The sequence below is a fragment of the Brevundimonas sp. GW822-FHT03E11 genome, from assembly GCF_058801445.1.
The window spans coordinates 413,697-432,929 of record NZ_JBXANG010000001.1 but is presented as its reverse complement, the minus strand read 5'-3'; the positions used below and the strand labels follow the sequence as shown (position 1 = coordinate 432,929).

Here is a 19,233-nt window from a genome sequence, read left to right as displayed (position 1 = left end):
CACACCCACCCCATCACCCTCGGCACAAGCCCGAGAGTGATGGGGTCGTGGATCAGTACCGCGCCCGCAGGGTGATCCCCACCGTGCGCGGGTCGCCGGGGTTGCCGATGACCAGGCCCGAGTTGCCGGACTGGACGCTGACGAACTGCAGATAGTCCTCGTCCAGCGCATTCCGGACCCACACCGACGCCTCCCACCCGTTGTCGGCGCGGAAGCCGGCCCGCAGGTTCAGGATCGTATAGCCCTCGATCTCGGTATAGCGCGAGACCGAGGCGTCGGAGTTGTAGGTCGAGCGGAAGCTGGCGTCGGCCCCGCCGTAGAACTGACCCGGCAGGCCCAGGAAGCCGCCGTTCCCGTGCACCTCGCCGCCCGCCGACGCCGCCCAGGGCGACACCCCCGGCAGCTCCTTGCCCGACAAGTCGCAGGCGACGGTCGAGGTCCCGATCCGCTCCAGCGGGCAGGGGCCGTTGGCGAAGGAATCGTATTTGGCGTCGGTCCAGGCGACATTGGCGTAGAGATCGAGGCGTTCGTTCGGCCGGGCCACGGCGTCCAGTTCGATCCCCTGGATCACCACCTTCTCGGCATTGGCCAGATAGCCGCGCAGGGCGCCAGGGCCGCTGTCGACCACATTGGCCTGATAGTCCTCCACATCGGTGCGATAGGCGGCCAGATTGGCCGTCACCCGCCGGTCGAAGCCCTGCGTTTTCAGCCCCAGCTCATAGGTCGTCACCACCTCGGGCTTGACCACCGCATTGGTCAGAGACGGCTGGCCGCTGGGCAGGTTGGGGATGCCGGCCATGTTGATCCCGGCCGACTTATAGCCCCGTGCCGCGCTGCCATACACGAGGACATCGTCGCTGAAGTCGTAGGACAGCGAAACCTGACCCGACAGGTCGTCGTCCGAGATTTCGGCGTCATAGGCCTGGGGCCGGGCGATGCCGAGCCTGCGCGAGATCAGGGTGGCGTCGGTCGTCGCCAGACCGCCGGTCGTCGTGGCCGCATAGGTCCCCGACTTCTCCTCATAGGTGTAGCGCAGCCCCGGCGTCAGGTGCAGCCGGTCGGTGATGTTCCAGGTCAACTGGCCGAAGACGGCGTAGGAGTCGGTCTCGATCCGGCTGTCGTTGAACACGGTGTAACCGTCCAGCAGGGCGTCCGGCAGGCTGGGACTAAGCAGCCAATAGGTGGCGTCCGCGCCGTATTCGGTGACCCCGTGCGTCTCCACCGCCTGATGGAAGGCGTACAGGCCGCCGGTCCAGTCGATGCGGTGGTTCCCGTTCGAGGACAGGCGCAGTTCCTGGCTCCACTGGTCCTGCCACGACGGATTGGCCGACTGGCGGGTGATGTCCAGGGCCGTATAGTCGCGGTCGTTCTGCGGCCCCCAGTCCCACGCCCGCCAGGCCGAGACCGAGGTCAGGGTGGCCCAGCCGAAGTCGTAGTCGACGATGGCCGAGACCCCGCGATGGATCTGGTCGGCCTGGATGCCGCTGTCGACGTCGGCCAGTCGGTCATAGGGATTGGTGCTGGCGGGCGCATAGCCGCGACCGGCGGCCAGGGCGGCGAACTGCTGGGCGGCGGGCTTCAGCGTTTGGCCTGCCGTGACATAGACCTGGGTGCAGCATTCCGGCGTCAGGTCGGCGTAGTCGGCGAACAGCCGCACCCGCAGCTGATCCGTCGGCTGGAACAGCAGCTGGCCGCGCAGGCTGATCGAGTCCTGGGAATTCTGCTTGGTTCCGGTCGTGACATTGTCCAGCACCCCGTCGCGCCGGGTCGAGACCACCGAGAACCGCCCGGCGACCTTGTCGTCCACGATGGGGCCTGAGACGCTGGCCTTGGCCTGCAGGAAGCCATAGTCGCCGAAGCTCAGCTCGGCCTGGCCCTCGGGCGTGAAGGACGGGTCGCGGGTGGTGATGTTCAGGGCGCCGGCGGTGGTGTTCTTGCCGAACAGCGTCCCCTGCGGTCCGCGCAGGATCTCGATCCGGTCCAGATCGACGAAGTCCAGCGTCGCCGTGGCGGGGCGGCCGTAATAGACCTGGTCCACATAGATCCCGACGCCCTGTTCCAGCCCGTCGTTCGCCAGGCCGTAGCTGGCCCCCAGGCCCCGGATGGTGATGGCGGTGTTGCGCGGGTTCGAGGTCAGCAACTGCACGCTGGGGGCCAGCTGGGTGACCTGGCCGACGTTGTAGGCGCCGGTCCTGTCCAGCAATTCCTCGTTCACCACCGTCAGGGCGATGGGCACGTCCTGCGCCCGTTCGTCCCGCCGACGTGCGGTGACGACGATGTCGCCCAAGCTGGCGGTCGGCGGGGTGGCGGACTGTCGCGCCTGCGTCGAATCCGCAGCGGCGCCCTCCGCCTCCGCCAGGGCGACGGCGGGTACGCTGAGGCAAGCCGTCAAGGCCGCAACCGAAGCCAGAGTGCGGGCGGACGCACTGGTGACGACAGACATGTTCCCCTCCTGTGATCCGAAGGGAAATGCGCCCTAATTAAATCTACCAATCAACTAGGAATTTCTAACACCGGTGTATAGCGCCGCTGGGGGGCGCTCCTCAACTCGCCTTCAGCAGCCGGATCAGCGCGGTCTCGAACCCCTTGGCGTCCGGTCCCGGCAGGGCGGTCTTCAACGCGCCGCTCTCGAACAGGGCCATCACCTTCGGATGGACGTAGGAGGTCCGGCACACCGTCGGCGTATTGCCCAGGAGGCCCGCCACCGCCTTGACGCAGACGGTGATCTTGCGTTTCGCGTCGGTGGGCGAGGTCGGGGGCTCCATCTCGCGCAGGGCCCGCGCCGCCGAGACCGTGCCCGCCCAGGTGCGGAAGTCCTTGGCCGAGAACTGGTCCCCCATGGCCGCGCGGATATAGGCGTTCACATCGTCCGAGGTGACGGGGCACAGATGGCCCTCGGCGTCGCGGTATTTGAACAATTGGCGCCCCGGCAGCTCCTCCAGGGTCCGGACCACCCGCGCCAGCCGCCGGTCGCGGACGCTGACGCGGTGGTCCTTGCCGCTCTTGCCGCGGAACTCGAACGTCAGGGCGGCGCCGTCGACCTCCAGATGCCGCTTGTTCAGGGTGGTCAGCCCATAGCTGCGGTTCTGACGGGCGTAGGTCGCATTCCCGACCCGGATCAGGGTGATCTCCAGCAGACGGACGGCGGTCGCCAGCACCTTGGCCTTCACCGGTCCCCTCAGGCCCAGATCATGCTCCACCTGGGCGCGCAGCCGGGGCAGGGCGCGTGAGAAGGCCGGCAGCTTGTCGAACTTGTTCTCCGACCGGGCCGTGCTCCAATCGTTGTGATAGCGGTACTGTTTGCGACCCTTCAGGTCCCGGCCCGTGGCCTGGATATGGCCGTTGGCCTTGGGGCAGATCCAGACGTCGGTCCAGGCGGGCGGAATGGCCAGGGCGCGGATCCGGTCCAGAACCTTGGGGTCCTTGACCGGCCGCCCCTCGGCGTCGCGATAGGACCAGCCCTTGCCGGCGCGGCGGCGGGTCAGGCCGGGGTTGTCGTCGCTGCACCAGCTCAGCCCCTGCGGAACCTCGACCACCGGGTCGAAGCCATGCGATCCGTCCGCCATCCCGGCGTTTCCTTTTCAGCGGTCTTTCAGCGGCTTGCCTCAGACCTGCGACGAACGCGGCGCCGCCTTGGCGAGTTCCCCTTGACCCTGCGCGCCCGGCGCGACACGAGGCGGCATGAACTATCGCCACAGCTTCCACGCTGGAAACTTCGCCGACCTGGTCAAACACGCCCTGGTGCTGTGGCTGGTGAAGGCCCGCGCGGCGGCGGGCCCGCTGACGGTGCTCGACACCCACGCCGGCGCCGGCCTCTATGACCTGTCCGGAGACGCCGCCCGGTCGAAGGAGGCCGAGGCCGGGGTCGCGCGTCTGATGACGGACGCTGATCTGCCGCCCCTGATGCAGGCCTTGGCGGATCGGGTGGCGGCGCTGAACCCCGACGGCGGCGCCCGCTTCTATCCCGGCTCGCCGGTGCTGATCGCCGACGCGCTCGGCAGCGAGGGCCGTTATGTCGGCTATGAACTGAACCCGCCCGTCCTCGCCCTGCTGGATCAGGCCCTGGCGGAGCGCCCCAACGCCGGGGTGCGCGAGGGCGACGGCTACACCCTGGCCACGGCCGAGGCGGCGCGGGCCAAGGCGCCCCTGATCCTGATCGACCCCCCGTTCGAGAAGCCCGACGACTATATCCGCTCGGCCGAAGCCGCCCTGGCGGTGATTCGCCGCGATCCCGCAGCGACCATCGCCGTCTGGACCCCGCTGAAGGATCTGGAGACCTTCGACGCCTTCACCCGGCGGCTGGAAGGCCGGGCCGGCCCGACCCTGGTCGCCGAGGCCCGCCTGCGGCCCCTGACCAATCCGATGAAGATGAACGGCTGCGCCCTGGTCATCGTCAATCCGCCGCCGGGCGCCGAGGACGCGGCCCGCCAGGTGTGCGGCTGGGTGGCCGATCGTCTGGGCGATCCGGGCGGCCGGGCTGAAATCTGGTCCTTCTGATCGGCGCGCCCCTTGTCTATGGTTGGGTCATGACCCGCATCGCCATTCTGGAAACCGGCCATCCGCCCGAGGCCCTGAAGGACAGTTTCGACGACTATCCGGCCCGGTTCCGCGCCCTCCTGGGCGAAAACGTCCCGACCACCCGGTTCGACGTCCAATCCGGGCATCTGCCGTCCGACCCGTCCGCCTTTCAGGGGGTGATCGTCACCGGCTCGGCCGCCGGCGTCTATGACGACCTGCCGTGGATTCCCCAGCTGGTCGACTGGCTGCGCGCGGCGCGGGGCCGCACCCGGATCGTCGGCATCTGTTTCGGCCACCAGGTCCTGGCCCACGCCTTCGGCGGCGAAGTCGTCAAGTCGGACAAGGGCTGGGGCGTCGGCCTGCACCGTTACGACGTCCTCAGCGACGAGCCCTGGATGCACCCCCGCGCCCGCACCATCGCCATTCCGGTCTCGCACCAGGATCAGGTCGTGGCCGTTTCGCCCGACGCCCGCGTCATCGCCTCCAGCGGCTTCACCCCCTACGCCGGCCTGGCCTGGGGCGAAGACGCCATCTCCTTCCAGTGCCACCCGGAGTTCCAGCCCGACTACGCCGCCGCACTGGTCGAGACCCGGCGCGGTTCGCGCATCCCCGAACCCCTGGCCGACGCCGCCCTCGAAAGCCTGAAACGCCCCAACGACCGCGCCGTCCTCACCGCCTGGATCCGCGCCTTCCTGCTGCTGACCCCGCCGCCGGTGGAAGAGCAGGGCAGCGGGATTTGATCCTTATTTTCGTCATCCTCCGGCGAGCGTAGCGAGACCGGGGGACCCAGCGGCGCGCGCGAGCGCGAACCTGTCGCGGATACTGGCTTCAAACAGCGAGTGGCGGATGGATTTCGCCTTCAGCGCCGCTGGGTTCCCCGGTCTGCGCCGCGAAGGCGCGGCTTGCCGGAGAATGACGAAAGTGGAAGGGCTAAACCCCCAGCACCGCGATCAGCCCCAGGCTCAGCCCCACCAGGGCCGCCAGCGACAGCACCACGGCCGCCGCCACTCGCCCGCCGGCGCGCGCCACGGCCCGGATGTCGGTCTGCAGCCCCAGGGCCGCCATGGCCGCCACGGTCAGCAGGCCCGACGCCGCCGCCATCGGCTCCAGCGCCGCCTGCGGAATCAGGTCCAGGTTCCGCAGGGCGATCATCGCCAGGAAGCCGACGATGAACCAGGGCAGCAGCCGGTGCAGACCCGGCCCCGTCTTGCCCGCCGCCCGGTCCCGGAAGATCAGCGACAGCGCCAGGATCACCGGCCCCAGCATCAGCACCCGCGCTAGCTTGACCACCGTCCCCGTCTGGGTCGCGACCGCGCCGAACGGGGCGGCCGCCGCCAGCACCTGGGGCACGGCGTAGACGGTCAGCCCGGCCAGGGCGCCGTACTGCAGGCCGCTCATGGACATCAGCCCGCCCAGCAGCGGCAGGGTCAGAACCACAACCACCCCCAGCACGGCGGTAAAGGCGATGGAGGCGGCCACCTCTTCGCCGTCGGCGTCGATCACCGGGGCCACGGCGGCGATGGCCGAGTTGCCGCAGATGGCGTTGCCGCACGCCACCAGCAGGGCCATGCGCGGCGTCAGTCCCAGCAGACGGCCGATCCCGAACCCGACCAGAATGGCGGCGGCCACCAGGGCGAAGACCCCGGCCACGAACCCCAGGCCCAGCGACGACAGGGTCGCCGCGCTGACCGAGGCGCCCAGCAGGACCACGGCGACCTCCAGCAGAATTTTGGCGCTGAAATCGATCCCGACCCTGAACCGCTCATCCGGCGTCCAGGCCGCCCGCACCCCGGCTCCCAGCAGAATGGCCAGGACCAGCGGCTCCAGCCAGACCTTGCCGACCGCCTCGCGTTCCAGGCCGCCCAGGCCCACCGCCGCCAGGGCGACCACCAGGCTCATCATCAGGCCGGGCCAGACCGAACGGGCAAACGCGCCGAGCCGCGCCGCCAGGCCGACGGGGCGGGGCAGGGACGGGGTCGCGACGGCGGCAGAGGCGGCGGACTTCATGGTTCCGCTTGATGCGCGCCCGCTCGACCTCGGTCCAACGGATTGTTATGGTCGTTTCAATCCGATTTGGAGATTGATTGTGACTTTGGAGCGCCTGCGCATCTTCGTCGCCGTGGCCGAGCGTCAGCATGTGACGGCGGCGGCGCGGGCGCTGAACCTGACCCAGTCGGCCGTCTCCAACGCCATCGCGGCGCTGGAGGCCGAACATGATGTCCATCTGTTCGACCGGGTTGGGCGGGGCGTGGTGCTGAACCAGACGGGCCAGGCCTTCCTGCCCGAGGCCAAGGCCGTCCTGGCGCGCGCGGCGGCGGCCGAGGCGGCGCTGGCGGACCTCAGCGCCCTGCGGCGCGGCCGCCTGACCGTCTTCGCCAGCCAGACCATCGCCTCCTACTGGCTGCCCCGTCGCCTGGTCGCCTTCCACGCCGCCCATCCGGGCATCGAACTGGACGTCCAGATCGGCAATACGCGCCAGGCCGCCGCCGCCGTTCTGGGAGGCGAGGCCGAGATCGGCCTGGTCGAGGGCGCGGTCGACGACCCCATGCTGGAACAGACCCGGATCGGTTCAGACCGCCTGGCGGTCGTGGTCGCGCCCGATCATTCCTGGGCCGGCCTGCGCCGTCTGTCGGCGACTGATCTGACCACATCCCCCTGGGTTCTGCGCGAAGCGGGCTCGGGCACCCGTTCGACCCTGGAGGAGGCGGTGCGTCAGGCCGGGATCGATCCCGCAGACCTGCCCGTCGCCATGACCCTGCCGTCGAACGAAGCGGTTCTCGCCGCCGCCGAGGCCGGGGCCGGCGCCACCGCCCTGTCCGAAAGCGTCGCCTACGCCTCGGTCGCCGCCGGCCGTCTGGTCACCGCGCCCTTCCAGTTGCCTGAGCGACCTTTCCGCCTGCTGCGCCATTTCGAACGCTACCGCAGCCGCGCGGGCGACGCCTTCACGGCGGCGATGGGGTGAGCGGACGGGCCTTGGGCTCCTCATTCCGCTCTGGGCCACACACTCCCTTCATCCTCGGGCTTGACCCGAGGACCGGGCTGTCCGCCGCATTGCGTCAGCGGCGGGCGCACAGCCCGATCCGCATCCGGTCCTCGGGTCAAGCCCGAGGATGACGGGAGTGTGGGGTGCGGCCGCCTACAGCCCGAACCGGGGAAACACGAACCGCTCCAGCAGCAGCGAGGCCGCGAAGTAGAAGCCGATCACCACGAACAGGGTCAGCGGGATCTGCGGCTGCTTCGCCAGGACCAGATAGATCCCGTACAGCACGGCGAACAGGGCCGAGGTGGCCAGGGGCCGCAGCAGGATCTTCGCAAGGGGGGATTTCACGGCCATTTCACCACCGGGGGCATGGAGCTGAGGATCGAATCGACGTTGCCGCCGGTCTTGAGGCCGAACATGGTGCCACGGTCATACAGCAGGTTGAACTCCACATAGCGCCCGCGCCGCACCAGCTGCTCCTCGCGCTCCTCCGGCGTCCAGGCCTCGCCCATCCGCCCGGCGACGATCTTCGGATAGACGTCCAGGAAGGCCAGGCCCACGTCGCGGGTGAAGGCGAAGTCCCGGTCATGGTCGCCGCTGTCGTGGTGGTCATAGAAGATGCCGCCCGTCCCGCGCGGCTCCTGCCGATGCGGCAGGAAGAAATACTCGTCGCACCAGGCCTTGTACTTTGCGTGCCAGTCGGGATCGTGCGCGTCGCAGGCCGCCTTCATCGCGGCGTGGAAGGCCAGGGTGTCCGGGTGGTCCTGCCGCCGATCCGCGTCCAGCACCGGCGTCAGATCGCCCCCGCCGCCGAACCAGCTCTGGGTCGTGGCGATGAAGCGGGTGTTCATATGCACGGCCGGAATCCGGGGACTCACCGGATGGCAGATCAGGCTGATCCCGGTGGCGAAGAACCGGGGGTCTTCCGCCGCGCCGGGCACGGTCTTGGCGTAGTCGGCCGGAAAGGAGCCGTGCACGGTCGAGACATGGACCCCGACCTTCTCGAACAGCCGGCCGTGCATCATCCCCATGACGCCCCCGCCGCCTGCCTCGCGGGCCCAGGGCGTCCTTACGAACCGCCCCGGCTTCCCCGGAAACAGATCGTCGGGCGCCGCATCCTCCAGCGCCTCGAAGGCCGCATGGATGCGGTCGCGCAGATGCTCGAACCAGGCGCGGGTCTCGACCTTCTTCAGGTCGAGCGGATCGGAAAAGGCGGCGTCGCTCATGCCGTCTCTTAGACCTTCCCCCGCTTGCGGGGGAAGTGTCAGGTCGTGGCGCGCAGCGACACGCCTGACGATGGGGGAGGTCTTCCTTTGGGCGAGACTTCCCTCTCCGTCGCTGGATCGGCTTCGCCGATCGACGCGACACCTCTCCCGCAAGCGGGAGAGGGTTCTTTTCTCGAGGTCCGTCTGTCAGTGTGCGTCGCGACATCAGGGAGTCGCATCATGATCCGTCGTCTTCTGGCCGGCGTCGCCGTCGCCGCCTTCGCCACCTCCGTCCAAGCCCAAACGACCAGCGAGGCCCGGGTGCTGGAGATCCTGAAGACCACGCCCTTGATCGACGGCCACAACGACCTGCCCTGGGCCCTGCGCCAGCAGTACGGCAATGACGTCTACGCCGTTGATCTGACGACCAATCTCGAAGCGACGACACGGCTCCACACCGACATCGCCCGCCTGCGCGCCGGCGGCGTCGGCGGCCAGTTCTGGTCCGTCTACGTCCCCGCCAGCCTGACCCCGCTGGAGGCGGTCGAGGAGACCTTCGAGCAGATCGACACGGCCAAGCGGATCATCGCCGCCCACCCCGACGTCTTCGGCCTGGCGACCACCGCGGACCAGGTCGACGCCGTCTTCGCCTCGGGCCGGATCGCCAGCCTGATCGGCATGGAGGGGGGCTATTCCATTGACGACTCCCTGGCCCTGCTGCGCGAGTTCTACCGCGCCGGCGCCCGCTACATGACCTTGACCCACTCCAAGACCACCACCTGGGCCGACAGCGCGACCGACGCCCCCAAATGGGGCGGGCTCAGCCCCTTCGGCGAGGATGTGGTGCGTGAGATGAACCGCCTGGGCATGATGGTGGACCTCAGCCACGTCTCCGAGGACACCATGCTGGACGCCATGCGGGTGTCCGAGGCCCCTGTGATCTTCTCCCACTCCTCGGCGCGGGCGATCACGGCCCACCCCCGCAACGTGCCTGACCGGGTGCTGCGGATGATGCCCGAGGACGGCGGGATCGTGATGATCAACCTGGCCCCCGGCTTCGTCTCTGAAAAGGTCCGGGCCTGGAACGCCGACCGCGCGGGCGAGGAGGCGCGGCTGAAGACCCTGAACCCCGGCGATCCGGCCGCCGTGGAGGCCGGACTGGCCGCCTGGACCGCCGCCCATCCGACGCCGGAGGCGACCCTGGCCGACGTCGTCGCCCATATTCAGCATGTGCGTCAGGTCGCCGGGATCGATCACGTCGGCCTGGGCGCCGACTTCGACGGCATCGGCAGCCTGCCCGAGGGCATGACCGGGGTGGACGCCTATCCGCGCATCCTGGCCGCCCTGATGGACGCCGGCTGGACCGAGGCCGACATCCGCAAGATCGCCGGCGAGAACCTGCTGCGCGTCATGCGCGCCGTCGAGGCGACCGCCGCCGCCAAGGCGAATGAACGACCGTCCCTGGCCAAGCCGAGCGCCGGCTAGGTCGTCAGCCCCAGGCTTCGACCGCGCCGCGACGTCGGATCGGCGCCGCGCTGGCCAGCTGGGTCCGCGGCTCGGCCTCGGCCCGGCCGAACAGCCAGCCTTGGCCGTATTCGACTCCCAGGGCCTTCAACTGATCGGCGACCTGGTCGGTCTCGATCATTTCGGCGATGGTCTCCAGCTTCATCGACCGGCACAGATCGACGAACCCGCGGATCAGGCCCTGCGTCATGGGATCGCCCAGCCCCCCGACCAGATCGCCGTCGATCTTGACCGCGTCCACCGGCAGTTTGCGGACATAGTCATAGGAGGTCGCGCCGGCGCCGAAGTCGTCGATGCAGACCTTGATGCCCGTCTCGCGCAGGGCGGCCAGGCGTCTGTTCGCCGCCTCCAGATCCGCCAGGGCTGAGGTTTCGGTCACCTCCACGATCAGCCGCTTGCGCTCCTCGGGGGAGCCCGAGGTCATCTTCAGCAGGTTCTCGACATAGGTGTCATCACCCAGCGACGCCCCCGACACATTGATCGCCATCTTCAGCAGGCCGGCGCCGGGCGCCCGCATCCGCTTCAGGACCTTTTCAGCCACGGCCAGGTCGAAGGCCTCGATCAGTTTAAGCTCCTCGGCCATGCGGATGGCTTGGGCCGGGCCGTTGGGGGTATTGAACCGCGCCAGGGCCTCGAAATGGTGCACCGCCCGCGAGTCCAGTCGGACGATCGGTTGGTAGTGGACCTGGAAGTCTCGAGCCTTGACCACGCCGCGGAACGCCTCGGCGTCGCGGAAGGTCCGCTTCAGGGACTCGGTGAAGGCGATCTGAGGATTGGCCAGGCCGCCGTCCTTCAGACATCCCTCAATGGCGAAACGCATGGCGCGCAGCACGCACAGGCTGTCCGCGCCCTGGGGAACGGGGGCGGTGAAACTCTCGGCGGCCAGTTCGGCGCCCTCCGCTCGTCCGGCCTCGACCACTTCCGCCGCCAGGTCGCGTTTGTCGGTTTCCGGCCGCAAGAGGGCGAAACGCTCCTGGGTGATCTGGGCGGCGGAGGATCCGTGAACGGCGGCCGACTGAAGCGTGGCCTCGATCCGGCGTTGAACCCGGTCCGCCAGCGCCTCCGGCAGCTGCTCCAGGCCGTGAACGTCCAGGAAGCCGAACGCCAGATCGCGCGAATTGTCGATGATCCGGGGCGCGTCGATCAGGAAGCGTTCGGCGTCGATCAGCGGCGGAACGTCCAGTTCGCCCAGCGGGATGGCCGGACCCTCATAGGCGATGGCGCAGGATATCGCGGGCGCCAGCTGGGGCAGGACGAAGGCGCGGATCGAAGCGCGTCGCACTCGGTCGGCGCCGGCGGTCAGAAGAATCTGCAGGGGCGCGCTGCGGGCGCCCGCTTTGCTGTTCATCAGCGTCTGGAGGACATGATCGCCCTGATGAAGCAGTTCGGTCAGGGGTTTGCCGGTCCACAGGGCGCCGACGTCCTGTCCCGCAGCGGGGCCCGCGCCCAGGGCGAAGCCGACGCGCCCTTGGGCGTCGATTTCCACCAGGGCGTCGGCGGACGCAAAGGCAAGTCCCAAAAGGCGCGTGGTGATCGGCATGGGGCGACTATGATCCCCGTCGCTTAAAAAACCCGCAACACGGCGGGAACGAGGCCCGCAGAAATCAAAAAATGTCGCTTAAGCCTTGCGGTTGAACGCCACCGCGCGTCCGTCGCCCATGGCCGCCCGCCCATCGGCGGCATAGGCGGCGGCCGGCGTTCGGGCGGCTGCGACCTCATGGGCGATGGCCCGCACCAGGCCCTCGGAAATACGGCGGGCGGCCTCAACAGCGCCGGCGTGACGGGCCAGGACGGCGTCGAAGGCGCGGGTGGCCTCGATCAGAGCGGACCGATCAGCCGAAGGCGCGTCGGCCAGAAGGGCGGGGTTGGCCTTCACCTGGGCGGAGTCGCGGCGATAGAGGTTGGCCATCTCCTGGGTTTCGGCCAATCCCTTGGCGACCTCCTGGGGGCGCCCCTCTTGGAAGGCGCGCGTCTCGGCCGCCAAACGCTCGGTCAGGCGCCGCGTCAGATCCAGCAGTTGGCGCACGCGCGCCCCGGCCAGTTCAGCGTCGCTCATGGCCGCGCCTCCTGCATCTTCAGCATTTCGTTCATCACCGGCCCGGCCAGGCCGATCCCGCCGGCGGCCACGGTCTTCTTGGCCATTTCGTCCAGCAGAAAACTGCGCCAGGTCGCCTCGCCCTGACCGCCGCCGAACAGGCCGTCGGTCGACAGGCCTTCGAACATCGGTTTCAGCATCTGAGACAGGAAGCTGGCCTCGAAGGCTTCCGCCGTGGCCTTGATCTTCTCACGGCTCGCGCCGGCTGCGGCCGTCGCAGCGGCGGGCAGGGGCCGGATCAGTTCGGCGGGGGCGGACAGGTCCGTCATGCTCACATCACCTCGATCTCGGCCTGCAAGGCGCCGGACGCCTTGATCGCCTGCAGGATGCTGATCATGTCCCTGGGGCTGACCCCCAGGGCGTTCAGGCCGTTCACCAGGGTGGACAGGCTGGTTCCGCCGCCAACGAGCCGCATCTGGGTGCCCAGATCTTCTTCGACATTGACCTGGGTGCTGGGCACGACCGCCGTCTGTCCCTGGCTGAAGGGGGCCGGCTGGCTGACGAAGGGCTGTTCATCGACCGAGATAGTCAGATTGCCCTGGGCGATGGCCACCCGCGAGATCCGCACCGCATCGCCCATGACGATGACGCCGTTCACCTCGTCGATGATGACCTTGGCGGGTGAATCGACGGTGACGGGCAGGTTTTCCACACGGCTGATGAAGCCGGCCATGCCCATTTGCCCGGGCGCCCGCAGGGCCACGACCGTTCCGTTCTCGGCCAGGGCCGTGCCGGGGAATGCGGCGTTGACGGCGGCGGCGACGCGCTGGGCGGTGGTGAAATCCGGATTGCGCAGATTCAGCCGGACCTCATTCATATTGGCCATTTCGAAGCCGGTCTCGCGCTCGACGGAGGCGCCCGAGGCGATCCGGCCGGCCGTCGGCACCCCCCGCGTCACCGAAGAACCTGATCCCCCGGAGGCCGAGACGGCGCCCGTCTGGACCGAGCCCTGGGCCACCGCATAGACCTGGCCGTCCGCGCCCTGAAGGCTGGTCACGACCAGAGATCCGCCCAGCAGGCTCTTGGCGTCGCACATGGAGGAGACGTTGACGTCAATGCGCGAACCCGGCGTGGCGAAGGCCGGCAGTTCGGCCGTGACCATGACTGCGGCCATATTCTTGGTGTTGGCGTTTGCGCCGCGGATATTGACCCCGAGCCGCTCGGTCATGCCTTCCAGCGACTGCCGGGTGAAGGGACAGTTGCGCAGCGAATCGCCGGTGCCGTTCAAACCCATGACCATGCCGTAGCCGACCAGTTGGTTGCCGCGAACGCCTTCAACGGCGGCGATGTCCTTGATCCGCGACTGGGCTGCGGCCGCGGACGCGCTGACGCCCAGAGCCAGGACGGCCAAGGGCGTGACGAGGCGGGCGAGCAGATTCTGCATGGGTCGGACGTCTCTGAGGCTTCTTCTGATGCCTTATGCCAGGATCGTGCCGTGATCTAAGCTGTTGAAAATATGGTGGTGTGGCGGCTTGCGGGTGGATGGTGAGGGCAGATTCTGCCCAGCTGTTAACCAAACGGTCACTCCGTTCCTCAAGGATGGGATCATGAGCCGGAGCATGCGCGGATGAAGGTCACAGGGACCACGGGCCCCCAAGCCCCGACCAGCGGCAAGTCCGCTCGCTCGGCCAGCGGCTTTTCGCTCGGTCAAGCCGGCGGGGCGTCGGCGCCCACCGCCGCTTCAGCCGCCGCCGCACCGACGAGCGTCGCCGACGTCTCGGCCCTGATGGCTCTCCAAGGCGTGGAGGGGCCGCTGGAAAAACGTCGGCGCGCCATCAAGCGGGGCGCAGGGCTTTTGGACCGGCTCGACGAGATGAAACTGGCTCTGTTGTCCGGCGAGGGCGATCCCGCCTTGTTGGAACGGCTGGCCCGCAATCTGCGCGAAGAGCGCCCCGATGGCGGGGATGCGGGGTTGAACGCCGTGCTGGATCAGATCGACCTGCGCGCCGCTGTGGAACTGGCCAAGGCCGAACTGCGTCGCGGCGAGGCTTGATCGTAAAAGCTTCGGCTTTTCAAGATCGAGGACGGGGCCTTAGCTGGGTTCCTATTTCATCAAGGCGCTCACGGAATCATGATCACGGAATCGCGAACGCCGTTGCCGCGACTCGTCGGGCTGACTATACGGCCCCTACGCCACAGGGGGGCGTGATTAGAGAGCGTGAGTGGGATGAGCGCCTTGGCGTCCGTTGTGTCCGACGAAACCGGTCCTTACCGCCCGTCGGACGACGAGCCGTTCATGAATGAGCGGCAACTGGCTTACTTCAAAAAGAAGCTGCTGGACTGGAAGGAAGAAATCCTTCGCGAGTCCAAAGGGACGGTCGTCAACCTGAAGGCGGAGACGGAAAACCATCCCGATCTGGTCGATCGCGCCTCTTCGGAGTCGGATCGCGCCCTGGAATTGCGGACCCGCGATCGGCAGCGCAAGCTGATCTCCAAGATCGACGACGCCCTGCGGCGGATCGAGGACGGCTCCTACGGCTATTGCGAGGACACCGGCGAACCCATTGGCTTGGGTCGTCTGGAGGCTCGCCCCACCGCGACCCTGTCGGTCGAGGCGCAGGAGCGCCACGAACGCCGCGAGCGGGTTCACCGGGACGACTGAAGTTCGAGGGACCCAAGCCTTGACTTCGCGGGGTTGCGGCGCGACCTAGCCGCCTCGCTTTTGAGGTCTAGGTCTTCATGTCCGTCAAGGTTCGTTTCGCCCCGTCGCCGACGGGTAAGCTGCACGTCGGCAATGTCCGCACCGCCCTGGTGAACTGGCTGTTCGCAAAAGGGCAGGGCGGATCCTTCGTGCTGCGGATCGACGACACCGACCTGGCGCGCTCCACGCCCGAGTTCGAACAGGGGATCGAGGACGATCTGACCTGGCTGGGGCTGACCTGGGACGAACGCTACAACCAGTCCAAGCGCTTCGACCGCTATGAGGAGGCCGCCGCCAGGCTGAAGGCGTCGGGTCGGCTCTATCCCGCCTATGAGACTGCGGACGAACTGGACCGTCGCCGCAAGGTGCAGCTGTCGCGCGGCCTGCCGCCGATCTACGACCGCGCCGCCCTGTCCCTGACTGACGAGCAGAAGGCGGCCTATGAGGCGGAAGGACGCCGCCCTCACTGGCGCTTCAAGCTGGAGGGCAAGCGGGTCGCCTGGGAAGACTTGGCCCGCGGCCATGCCGAGGTCGACACCGCCTCCATGTCCGACCCGGTCCTGATCCGCGAGGACGGCCTGTTCCTCTACACCCTGCCGTCGGTCGTCGACGACATCGACATGGCCATCACCCACATCATCCGGGGCGAGGATCACGTCACCAACACCGGCGCCCAGATCGAGATCTTCGAAGCCCTGGGGGCGACGGTTCCCGGCTTCGCCCACATGCCCCTGCTGGTCGGCGCCGACGGCGCGGCCCTGTCGAAACGGTTGGGCTCCCTGTCGATCAGCGACATGCGCGACCAGGGTTACGAGCCGATCGCCATCACCAGCCATCTGGGCCGGATCGGCACCTCCGACCCCTTGGAGGTCGCCGCATCGGTTCAGGCCCTGGGCGAGAGCTTTGCCTTCACCAAGATGGGCCGGTCGCCGGCTCGGTATGACACGGCCGATCTGGACCGGCTGAACGCCCAGGCGCTGCACGTCATGGACTATGCTTCGGCTCAACCCCGGCTGCAGGCTCTGGACGCGGATCTAGGCGAGACCTTCTGGTCCGTGGTGCGGGGCAATCTGAACAAGTTCGCCGATGTGGTTGAAATGGCGAAGGTCGTGCGGGGGCCGATCCAGCCCGTCATCGAGGACGCCGCCTTCATCGAGGCCGCCGCCGGCCTGTTGCCCGAGGTCATTGATGAGACGGCCTGGTCCGCTTGGACGAACGCCGTCAAGGCCGAGACGGGCGCCAAGGGCAAGGCGCTGTTCATGCCCTTGCGGCTGGCGCTGACGGGGCAGGCGCACGGACCGGACATGGCGGCCCTGGCGCCGCTGATCGGTCGCGAAACCATCCAGCGGCGCCTGAAAGGCGAGGCGGCCTAAGCCGCCTCACGCCTGGATCAGGCGTTGCAGGCGGCCAGTTCTTCGGCGCTGAGCGTCTTGCCCTTGTAGGAGAAGGCCGTCACCGGGCCGAACTTCTGCACCACGCGGCGGCAGGCGCGGGTCGCAGGCTGTTCCGTGCCGCCCGAGGCGGTGCAGGCCGAGCCCTCGCAGGACCAGCGCGCGCCGTCGATGATGGTCGGGCGCGCGGGGGCCTTGGCCGCATCCGCCAGGACCAGGCTGGTGGGGGCGGGCGTCTGGGCGACGGCGGGGGCGGCGGCGAAAACGGCGGCGGCGATCAGCAGGACGCGCATGAAAACTCTCCGAAATTGAAGAACGGCGTCGTGCCGTCGGGCGTCAATGTCAGTTTTCGATAAAAACTGTCAAGATGCGCGGCGTCGATTGTGATCGGCGATCACCTATCGGCGATCATAGATACGCGCCCCGTCCACGGGGTCCGTCTGGATCTGCTCCAGCGCAGCCTCCACCGTGTCCGCCACCGTCCAGGCGTTCAGGAAGTCGGCCGGCGTCATCCCCTCGTCGACGCTGTGACGCATCAGATCGAAAAAGCCGTTCCAGAAGCCGTTGAGGTTCAGGAAGACCACGGGCTTCTGATGGAGATCCAGCCGCTTCCAGGACAGCAGTTCGACGACCTCTTCCAGGGTTCCGATGCCGCCCGGAGCGACCACGAAGGCGTCAGACTGGTCGTACATCAGCTGTTTGCGTTCATGCATGGAGGTCACCACGACCGTCTCCACCTCGTCGAACAGGCGCTCCCGGCTGCGAAGGAAGGCCGGCATGATGCCCAGCACGCGTCCGCCCGCCTCATGGGCCCCGCGCGCCGAGGCGCCCATCAGACCCACTCCGCCGCCGCCGTAGACCAGACGCCACCCCGCCTCGGCCGTCGCCCTGCCGAAGTCTCGCGCGGCCTGGATATAGGCGGGATCGGCCCGGTCGGATGAACCGCAGAACAGGCAGACGGAGGGGCCTTCGAAAGGCTGGATCGAAACAGGGGGCAGGGACATGAGGCCTCGAAATGAACGGATGCGCCGTCGGCCATGGCCAAACGGGCGGCGATCGAGCTAACAGACTCTCGGCCGCTGGGCGCCAGCCATATCGTGTCGGAACCAAGGATGAAACGCTGGATCGTCGCCAAGGCGGCCCTATCGACGGCTCTGGTCCTTGTGACGCCGACCTTGAGCGCCTGTTCGGAAAAGAAGGACGCCCCCGTTGCGTCCGAACCGGGCGCTCCGGTGGAATCGCCCTGGACGCAGCCGCCGATGGTTGACGCCGCCCGGCGCGAGGGGGGGCAGGTGGTGGTGCGGGGCGCGGCGGCGCCCAACGCCCGGGTCGTGCTGCGCGCGGGGGACGGAGCGGCCGTGGCGGTCAGCGCAGACGCCGCCGGGCGTTTCGAACTGCGGGCGCCCTTGACGCCAGGCGACATGCGGCTGAGGCCGGAGGTGCAGATCGGCGAGGACGCCGCGCCCTCGCCCGAGACCTTGGTGCTTCTGCAGGGCGGCGCGGGGCCGATCGTCCTGATCGCGGCCGGAGAGCCCACGACCCGGCTGGACGGCCGGGGTCGGTTGGATGCGGTGGATTCCGACGGCGCGGTCCTGATCGTCTCCGGTCGCGCGAACGGACCGCCGCCGGAGGTGACGATCAACGGAAGGCGGGCGCCGGTCCTGAGCCGCACCGGCGGCAGCTGGCGTGCGACGGCCCCCGACGGGGGTGCAGCGTCGATCGTCGTGGACGGCGAACGGTTCGACTATCCCGGCGTCGGTTCTCAGGCGGACTTTCAGTCGCAACGGGCCGGCGACGGATGGCGGCTGACCTGGCCGACCGGACCGAGCGGTCGTCAGACCACATGGCTGCCGGATCGCGGCGGTTAGGACTTCGTTAACCGAAGCGGCGGACAGATGAATCTGTCCCGTTCTGGGACACACCATCACCGAACTTCCATTCAAAGCCCGGCGCCTGCGTCGGGCTCTTTTTTCAGACGGCCAAGTTGTCGATAAGCCGCGTCTTGCCCAGCCAGGCGGCGGCGAGAATGCGCGCGGGGGCGTCGACCACGCCGTCGCGAAAGACTGACAGGTCTTCGGCCCGCCGGACCGCCACATAGTCGATGCGCTCAAAGCCGGCCTTCAGCACGGCGGCATAGGCGTCTCGTTCGACGCCGGGCAGGGGACGCCCCGACGCGGCATCGGCCGCCGCCGCCGCCAGGATGCGGTTGAGCCGGCGGGCCACGGCCAATTCGTCTTGCGACAAATAGGCGTTTCGCGACGACAGGGCCAAGCCGGCCTCGTCCCTCTGGGTCGGAACGGCGACGATGTCGATCGGCAGATCCAGGTCGCGGACGAAGCGCCGGATCACCATCAGCTGCTGATAGTCCTTCTCGCCGAACACGGCCAAGTCCGGCTGAACCTGGTTGAACAGCTTGGTCACCACCAGGGCGACCCCGCCGAACATCTGAGGCCTGAAATCGCCTTCCAGGCCCATCGCCGGACCCGTCACGGCGATGCTGGTGGCGAAGCCTTCGGGGTACATGTCCTCTGGCGCGGGCGCGAACATCAGAGGGCAGCCGACGCCGGACAACAGCCGCGCATCCTCCGCCTGCTGGCGTGGATAGCGGGCCAGATCCTCGGTCGGGGCGAACTGGGTCGGATTGACGAAGTTGGAGACCACCACTCGATCGGCGCGCTGAACGGCTTCGCGCACCAGGGCCAGATGGCCGTCATGCAGGGCGCCCATGGTCGGAACCAGGCCCACCGTCAGGCCTTGTCTCTTCCAGTCGCGTACCGCGGCGCGCAGTTCCGCGACGGAGCGGACGACGAGGAGAGAAGCGGGCTGGGTCATGGTGAACCGGTTAACCTTGTGCCTTAAGCGTGTCGATGCACCAGACC

At 68.4% G+C, this 19,233-nt stretch carries 20 protein-coding genes; 8 read left to right on the top strand and 12 right to left on the bottom strand.

Annotated elements, in window-relative coordinates:
- Positions 1-52: 52 nt before the first annotated feature.
- Positions 53-2,443 carry a TonB-dependent receptor gene (locus tag AC1RKE_RS02160; RefSeq protein WP_395942136.1) on the bottom strand — a complete coding sequence of 797 codons (2,391 nt, stop codon included), beginning with the start codon at positions 2,441-2,443 and terminating at the stop codon, positions 53-55.
- Between the two features lie 100 nt (positions 2,444-2,543).
- The gene (locus AC1RKE_RS02155; protein WP_348684449.1) at positions 2,544-3,566 is read right to left on the bottom strand and encodes a DNA topoisomerase IB; all 1,023 of its coding nucleotides are present in this window, start codon (positions 3,564-3,566) and stop codon (positions 2,544-2,546) included.
- A 115-nt stretch (positions 3,567-3,681) separates the two neighbouring features.
- Here AC1RKE_RS02155 and rlmJ point away from each other — a divergent pair, with 115 nt between their 5' ends.
- Together rlmJ and AC1RKE_RS02145 are read left to right on the top strand one after the other, a co-directional pair.
- A complete protein-coding gene (rlmJ, locus tag AC1RKE_RS02150; RefSeq protein ID WP_348684448.1) occupies positions 3,682-4,497 on the top strand; it encodes a 23S rRNA (adenine(2030)-N(6))-methyltransferase RlmJ in 816 nt (271 codons plus the stop codon).
- Positions 4,498-4,526: 29 nt separating this feature from the next.
- Positions 4,527-5,258, top strand: a complete 732-nt coding sequence (locus AC1RKE_RS02145) for a type 1 glutamine amidotransferase (protein WP_182714855.1) — start codon at positions 4,527-4,529, stop codon at positions 5,256-5,258.
- A 190-nt stretch (positions 5,259-5,448) separates the two neighbouring features.
- Here AC1RKE_RS02145 and AC1RKE_RS02140 read toward each other — a convergent pair whose 3' ends face one another.
- On the bottom strand, positions 5,449-6,525 hold the full coding sequence (locus tag AC1RKE_RS02140) for a YeiH family protein (RefSeq protein WP_348684447.1): 1,077 nt from the start codon (positions 6,523-6,525) through the stop codon (positions 5,449-5,451).
- 79 nt (positions 6,526-6,604) lie between these two features.
- Between AC1RKE_RS02140 and AC1RKE_RS02135 the strand changes: the two genes are divergently transcribed.
- The gene (locus tag AC1RKE_RS02135) at positions 6,605-7,480 is read left to right on the top strand and encodes a LysR family transcriptional regulator (protein WP_348684446.1); all 876 of its coding nucleotides are present in this window, start codon (positions 6,605-6,607) and stop codon (positions 7,478-7,480) included.
- 174 nt (positions 7,481-7,654) lie between these two features.
- On the opposite strand, the gene AC1RKE_RS02130 is transcribed toward AC1RKE_RS02135, so the two are convergent.
- Both AC1RKE_RS02130 and hemF read right to left on the bottom strand, forming a co-directional pair.
- Positions 7,655-7,846, bottom strand: coding sequence for a hypothetical protein (locus AC1RKE_RS02130; RefSeq protein ID WP_182714852.1), 192 nt, complete (start codon positions 7,844-7,846; stop codon positions 7,655-7,657).
- Complete coding sequence (gene hemF / locus AC1RKE_RS02125) at positions 7,843-8,724, bottom strand: oxygen-dependent coproporphyrinogen oxidase (RefSeq protein ID WP_348684838.1); 882 nt, start codon at positions 8,722-8,724, stop codon at positions 7,843-7,845. Before hemF ends, AC1RKE_RS02130 begins: the two co-directional genes overlap by 4 nt.
- Positions 8,725-8,943: 219 nt before the next feature.
- Here hemF and AC1RKE_RS02120 point away from each other — a divergent pair, with 219 nt between their 5' ends.
- Positions 8,944-10,188: a dipeptidase gene (locus tag AC1RKE_RS02120; RefSeq protein WP_348684836.1), complete on the top strand. Its 1,245-nt coding sequence runs from the start codon at positions 8,944-8,946 to the stop codon at positions 10,186-10,188.
- A gap of 4 nt (positions 10,189-10,192) precedes the next feature.
- Here AC1RKE_RS02120 and AC1RKE_RS02115 read toward each other — a convergent pair whose 3' ends face one another.
- The 4 genes from AC1RKE_RS02115 to AC1RKE_RS02100 all read right to left on the bottom strand — a co-directional run bounded on the left by AC1RKE_RS02115 (position 10,193) and on the right by AC1RKE_RS02100 (position 13,706).
- Positions 10,193-11,767 carry an EAL domain-containing protein gene (locus AC1RKE_RS02115; RefSeq protein WP_492896254.1) on the bottom strand — a complete coding sequence of 525 codons (1,575 nt, stop codon included), beginning with the start codon at positions 11,765-11,767 and terminating at the stop codon, positions 10,193-10,195.
- Positions 11,768-11,845: 78 nt separating this feature from the next.
- Positions 11,846-12,283, bottom strand: coding sequence for a flagellar basal-body protein FlbY (locus AC1RKE_RS02110; protein WP_395942365.1), 438 nt, complete (start codon positions 12,281-12,283; stop codon positions 11,846-11,848).
- On the bottom strand, positions 12,280-12,591 hold the full coding sequence (locus tag AC1RKE_RS02105) for a rod-binding protein (RefSeq protein WP_054766216.1): 312 nt from the start codon (positions 12,589-12,591) through the stop codon (positions 12,280-12,282). Before AC1RKE_RS02105 ends, AC1RKE_RS02110 begins: the two co-directional genes overlap by 4 nt.
- Positions 12,592-12,593: 2 nt before the next feature.
- A complete protein-coding gene (locus AC1RKE_RS02100) occupies positions 12,594-13,706 on the bottom strand; it encodes a flagellar basal body P-ring protein FlgI (RefSeq protein ID WP_054766215.1) in 1,113 nt (370 codons plus the stop codon).
- Between the two features lie 183 nt (positions 13,707-13,889).
- Here AC1RKE_RS02100 and AC1RKE_RS02095 point away from each other — a divergent pair, with 183 nt between their 5' ends.
- From AC1RKE_RS02095 to gltX, 3 genes are all read left to right on the top strand, one after another.
- The gene (locus AC1RKE_RS02095; protein ID WP_054766214.1) at positions 13,890-14,315 is read left to right on the top strand and encodes a flagellar assembly protein FliX; all 426 of its coding nucleotides are present in this window, start codon (positions 13,890-13,892) and stop codon (positions 14,313-14,315) included.
- Between the two features lie 174 nt (positions 14,316-14,489).
- The gene (dksA, locus tag AC1RKE_RS02090) at positions 14,490-14,924 is read left to right on the top strand and encodes an RNA polymerase-binding protein DksA (RefSeq protein ID WP_287106443.1); all 435 of its coding nucleotides are present in this window, start codon (positions 14,490-14,492) and stop codon (positions 14,922-14,924) included.
- A gap of 77 nt (positions 14,925-15,001) precedes the next feature.
- Positions 15,002-16,336, top strand: coding sequence for a glutamate--tRNA ligase (gene gltX / locus AC1RKE_RS02085; RefSeq protein ID WP_348684288.1), 1,335 nt, complete (start codon positions 15,002-15,004; stop codon positions 16,334-16,336).
- A 17-nt stretch (positions 16,337-16,353) separates the two neighbouring features.
- Here gltX and AC1RKE_RS02080 read toward each other — a convergent pair whose 3' ends face one another.
- Both AC1RKE_RS02080 and AC1RKE_RS02075 read right to left on the bottom strand, forming a co-directional pair.
- Positions 16,354-16,647, bottom strand: a complete 294-nt coding sequence (locus AC1RKE_RS02080; RefSeq protein ID WP_054766211.1) for a DUF8200 family protein — start codon at positions 16,645-16,647, stop codon at positions 16,354-16,356.
- A gap of 105 nt (positions 16,648-16,752) precedes the next feature.
- On the bottom strand, positions 16,753-17,358 hold the full coding sequence (locus tag AC1RKE_RS02075; RefSeq protein ID WP_333897286.1) for an LOG family protein: 606 nt from the start codon (positions 17,356-17,358) through the stop codon (positions 16,753-16,755).
- Positions 17,359-17,466: 108 nt separating this feature from the next.
- Between AC1RKE_RS02075 and AC1RKE_RS02070 the strand changes: the two genes are divergently transcribed.
- Positions 17,467-18,222: a hypothetical protein gene (locus AC1RKE_RS02070; protein ID WP_333897288.1), complete on the top strand. Its 756-nt coding sequence runs from the start codon at positions 17,467-17,469 to the stop codon at positions 18,220-18,222.
- 103 nt (positions 18,223-18,325) lie between these two features.
- Here AC1RKE_RS02070 and panC read toward each other — a convergent pair whose 3' ends face one another.
- A complete protein-coding gene (panC, locus tag AC1RKE_RS02065) occupies positions 18,326-19,186 on the bottom strand; it encodes a pantoate--beta-alanine ligase (protein ID WP_182714817.1) in 861 nt (286 codons plus the stop codon).
- Between the last annotated feature and the right edge of the window lie 47 nt (positions 19,187-19,233).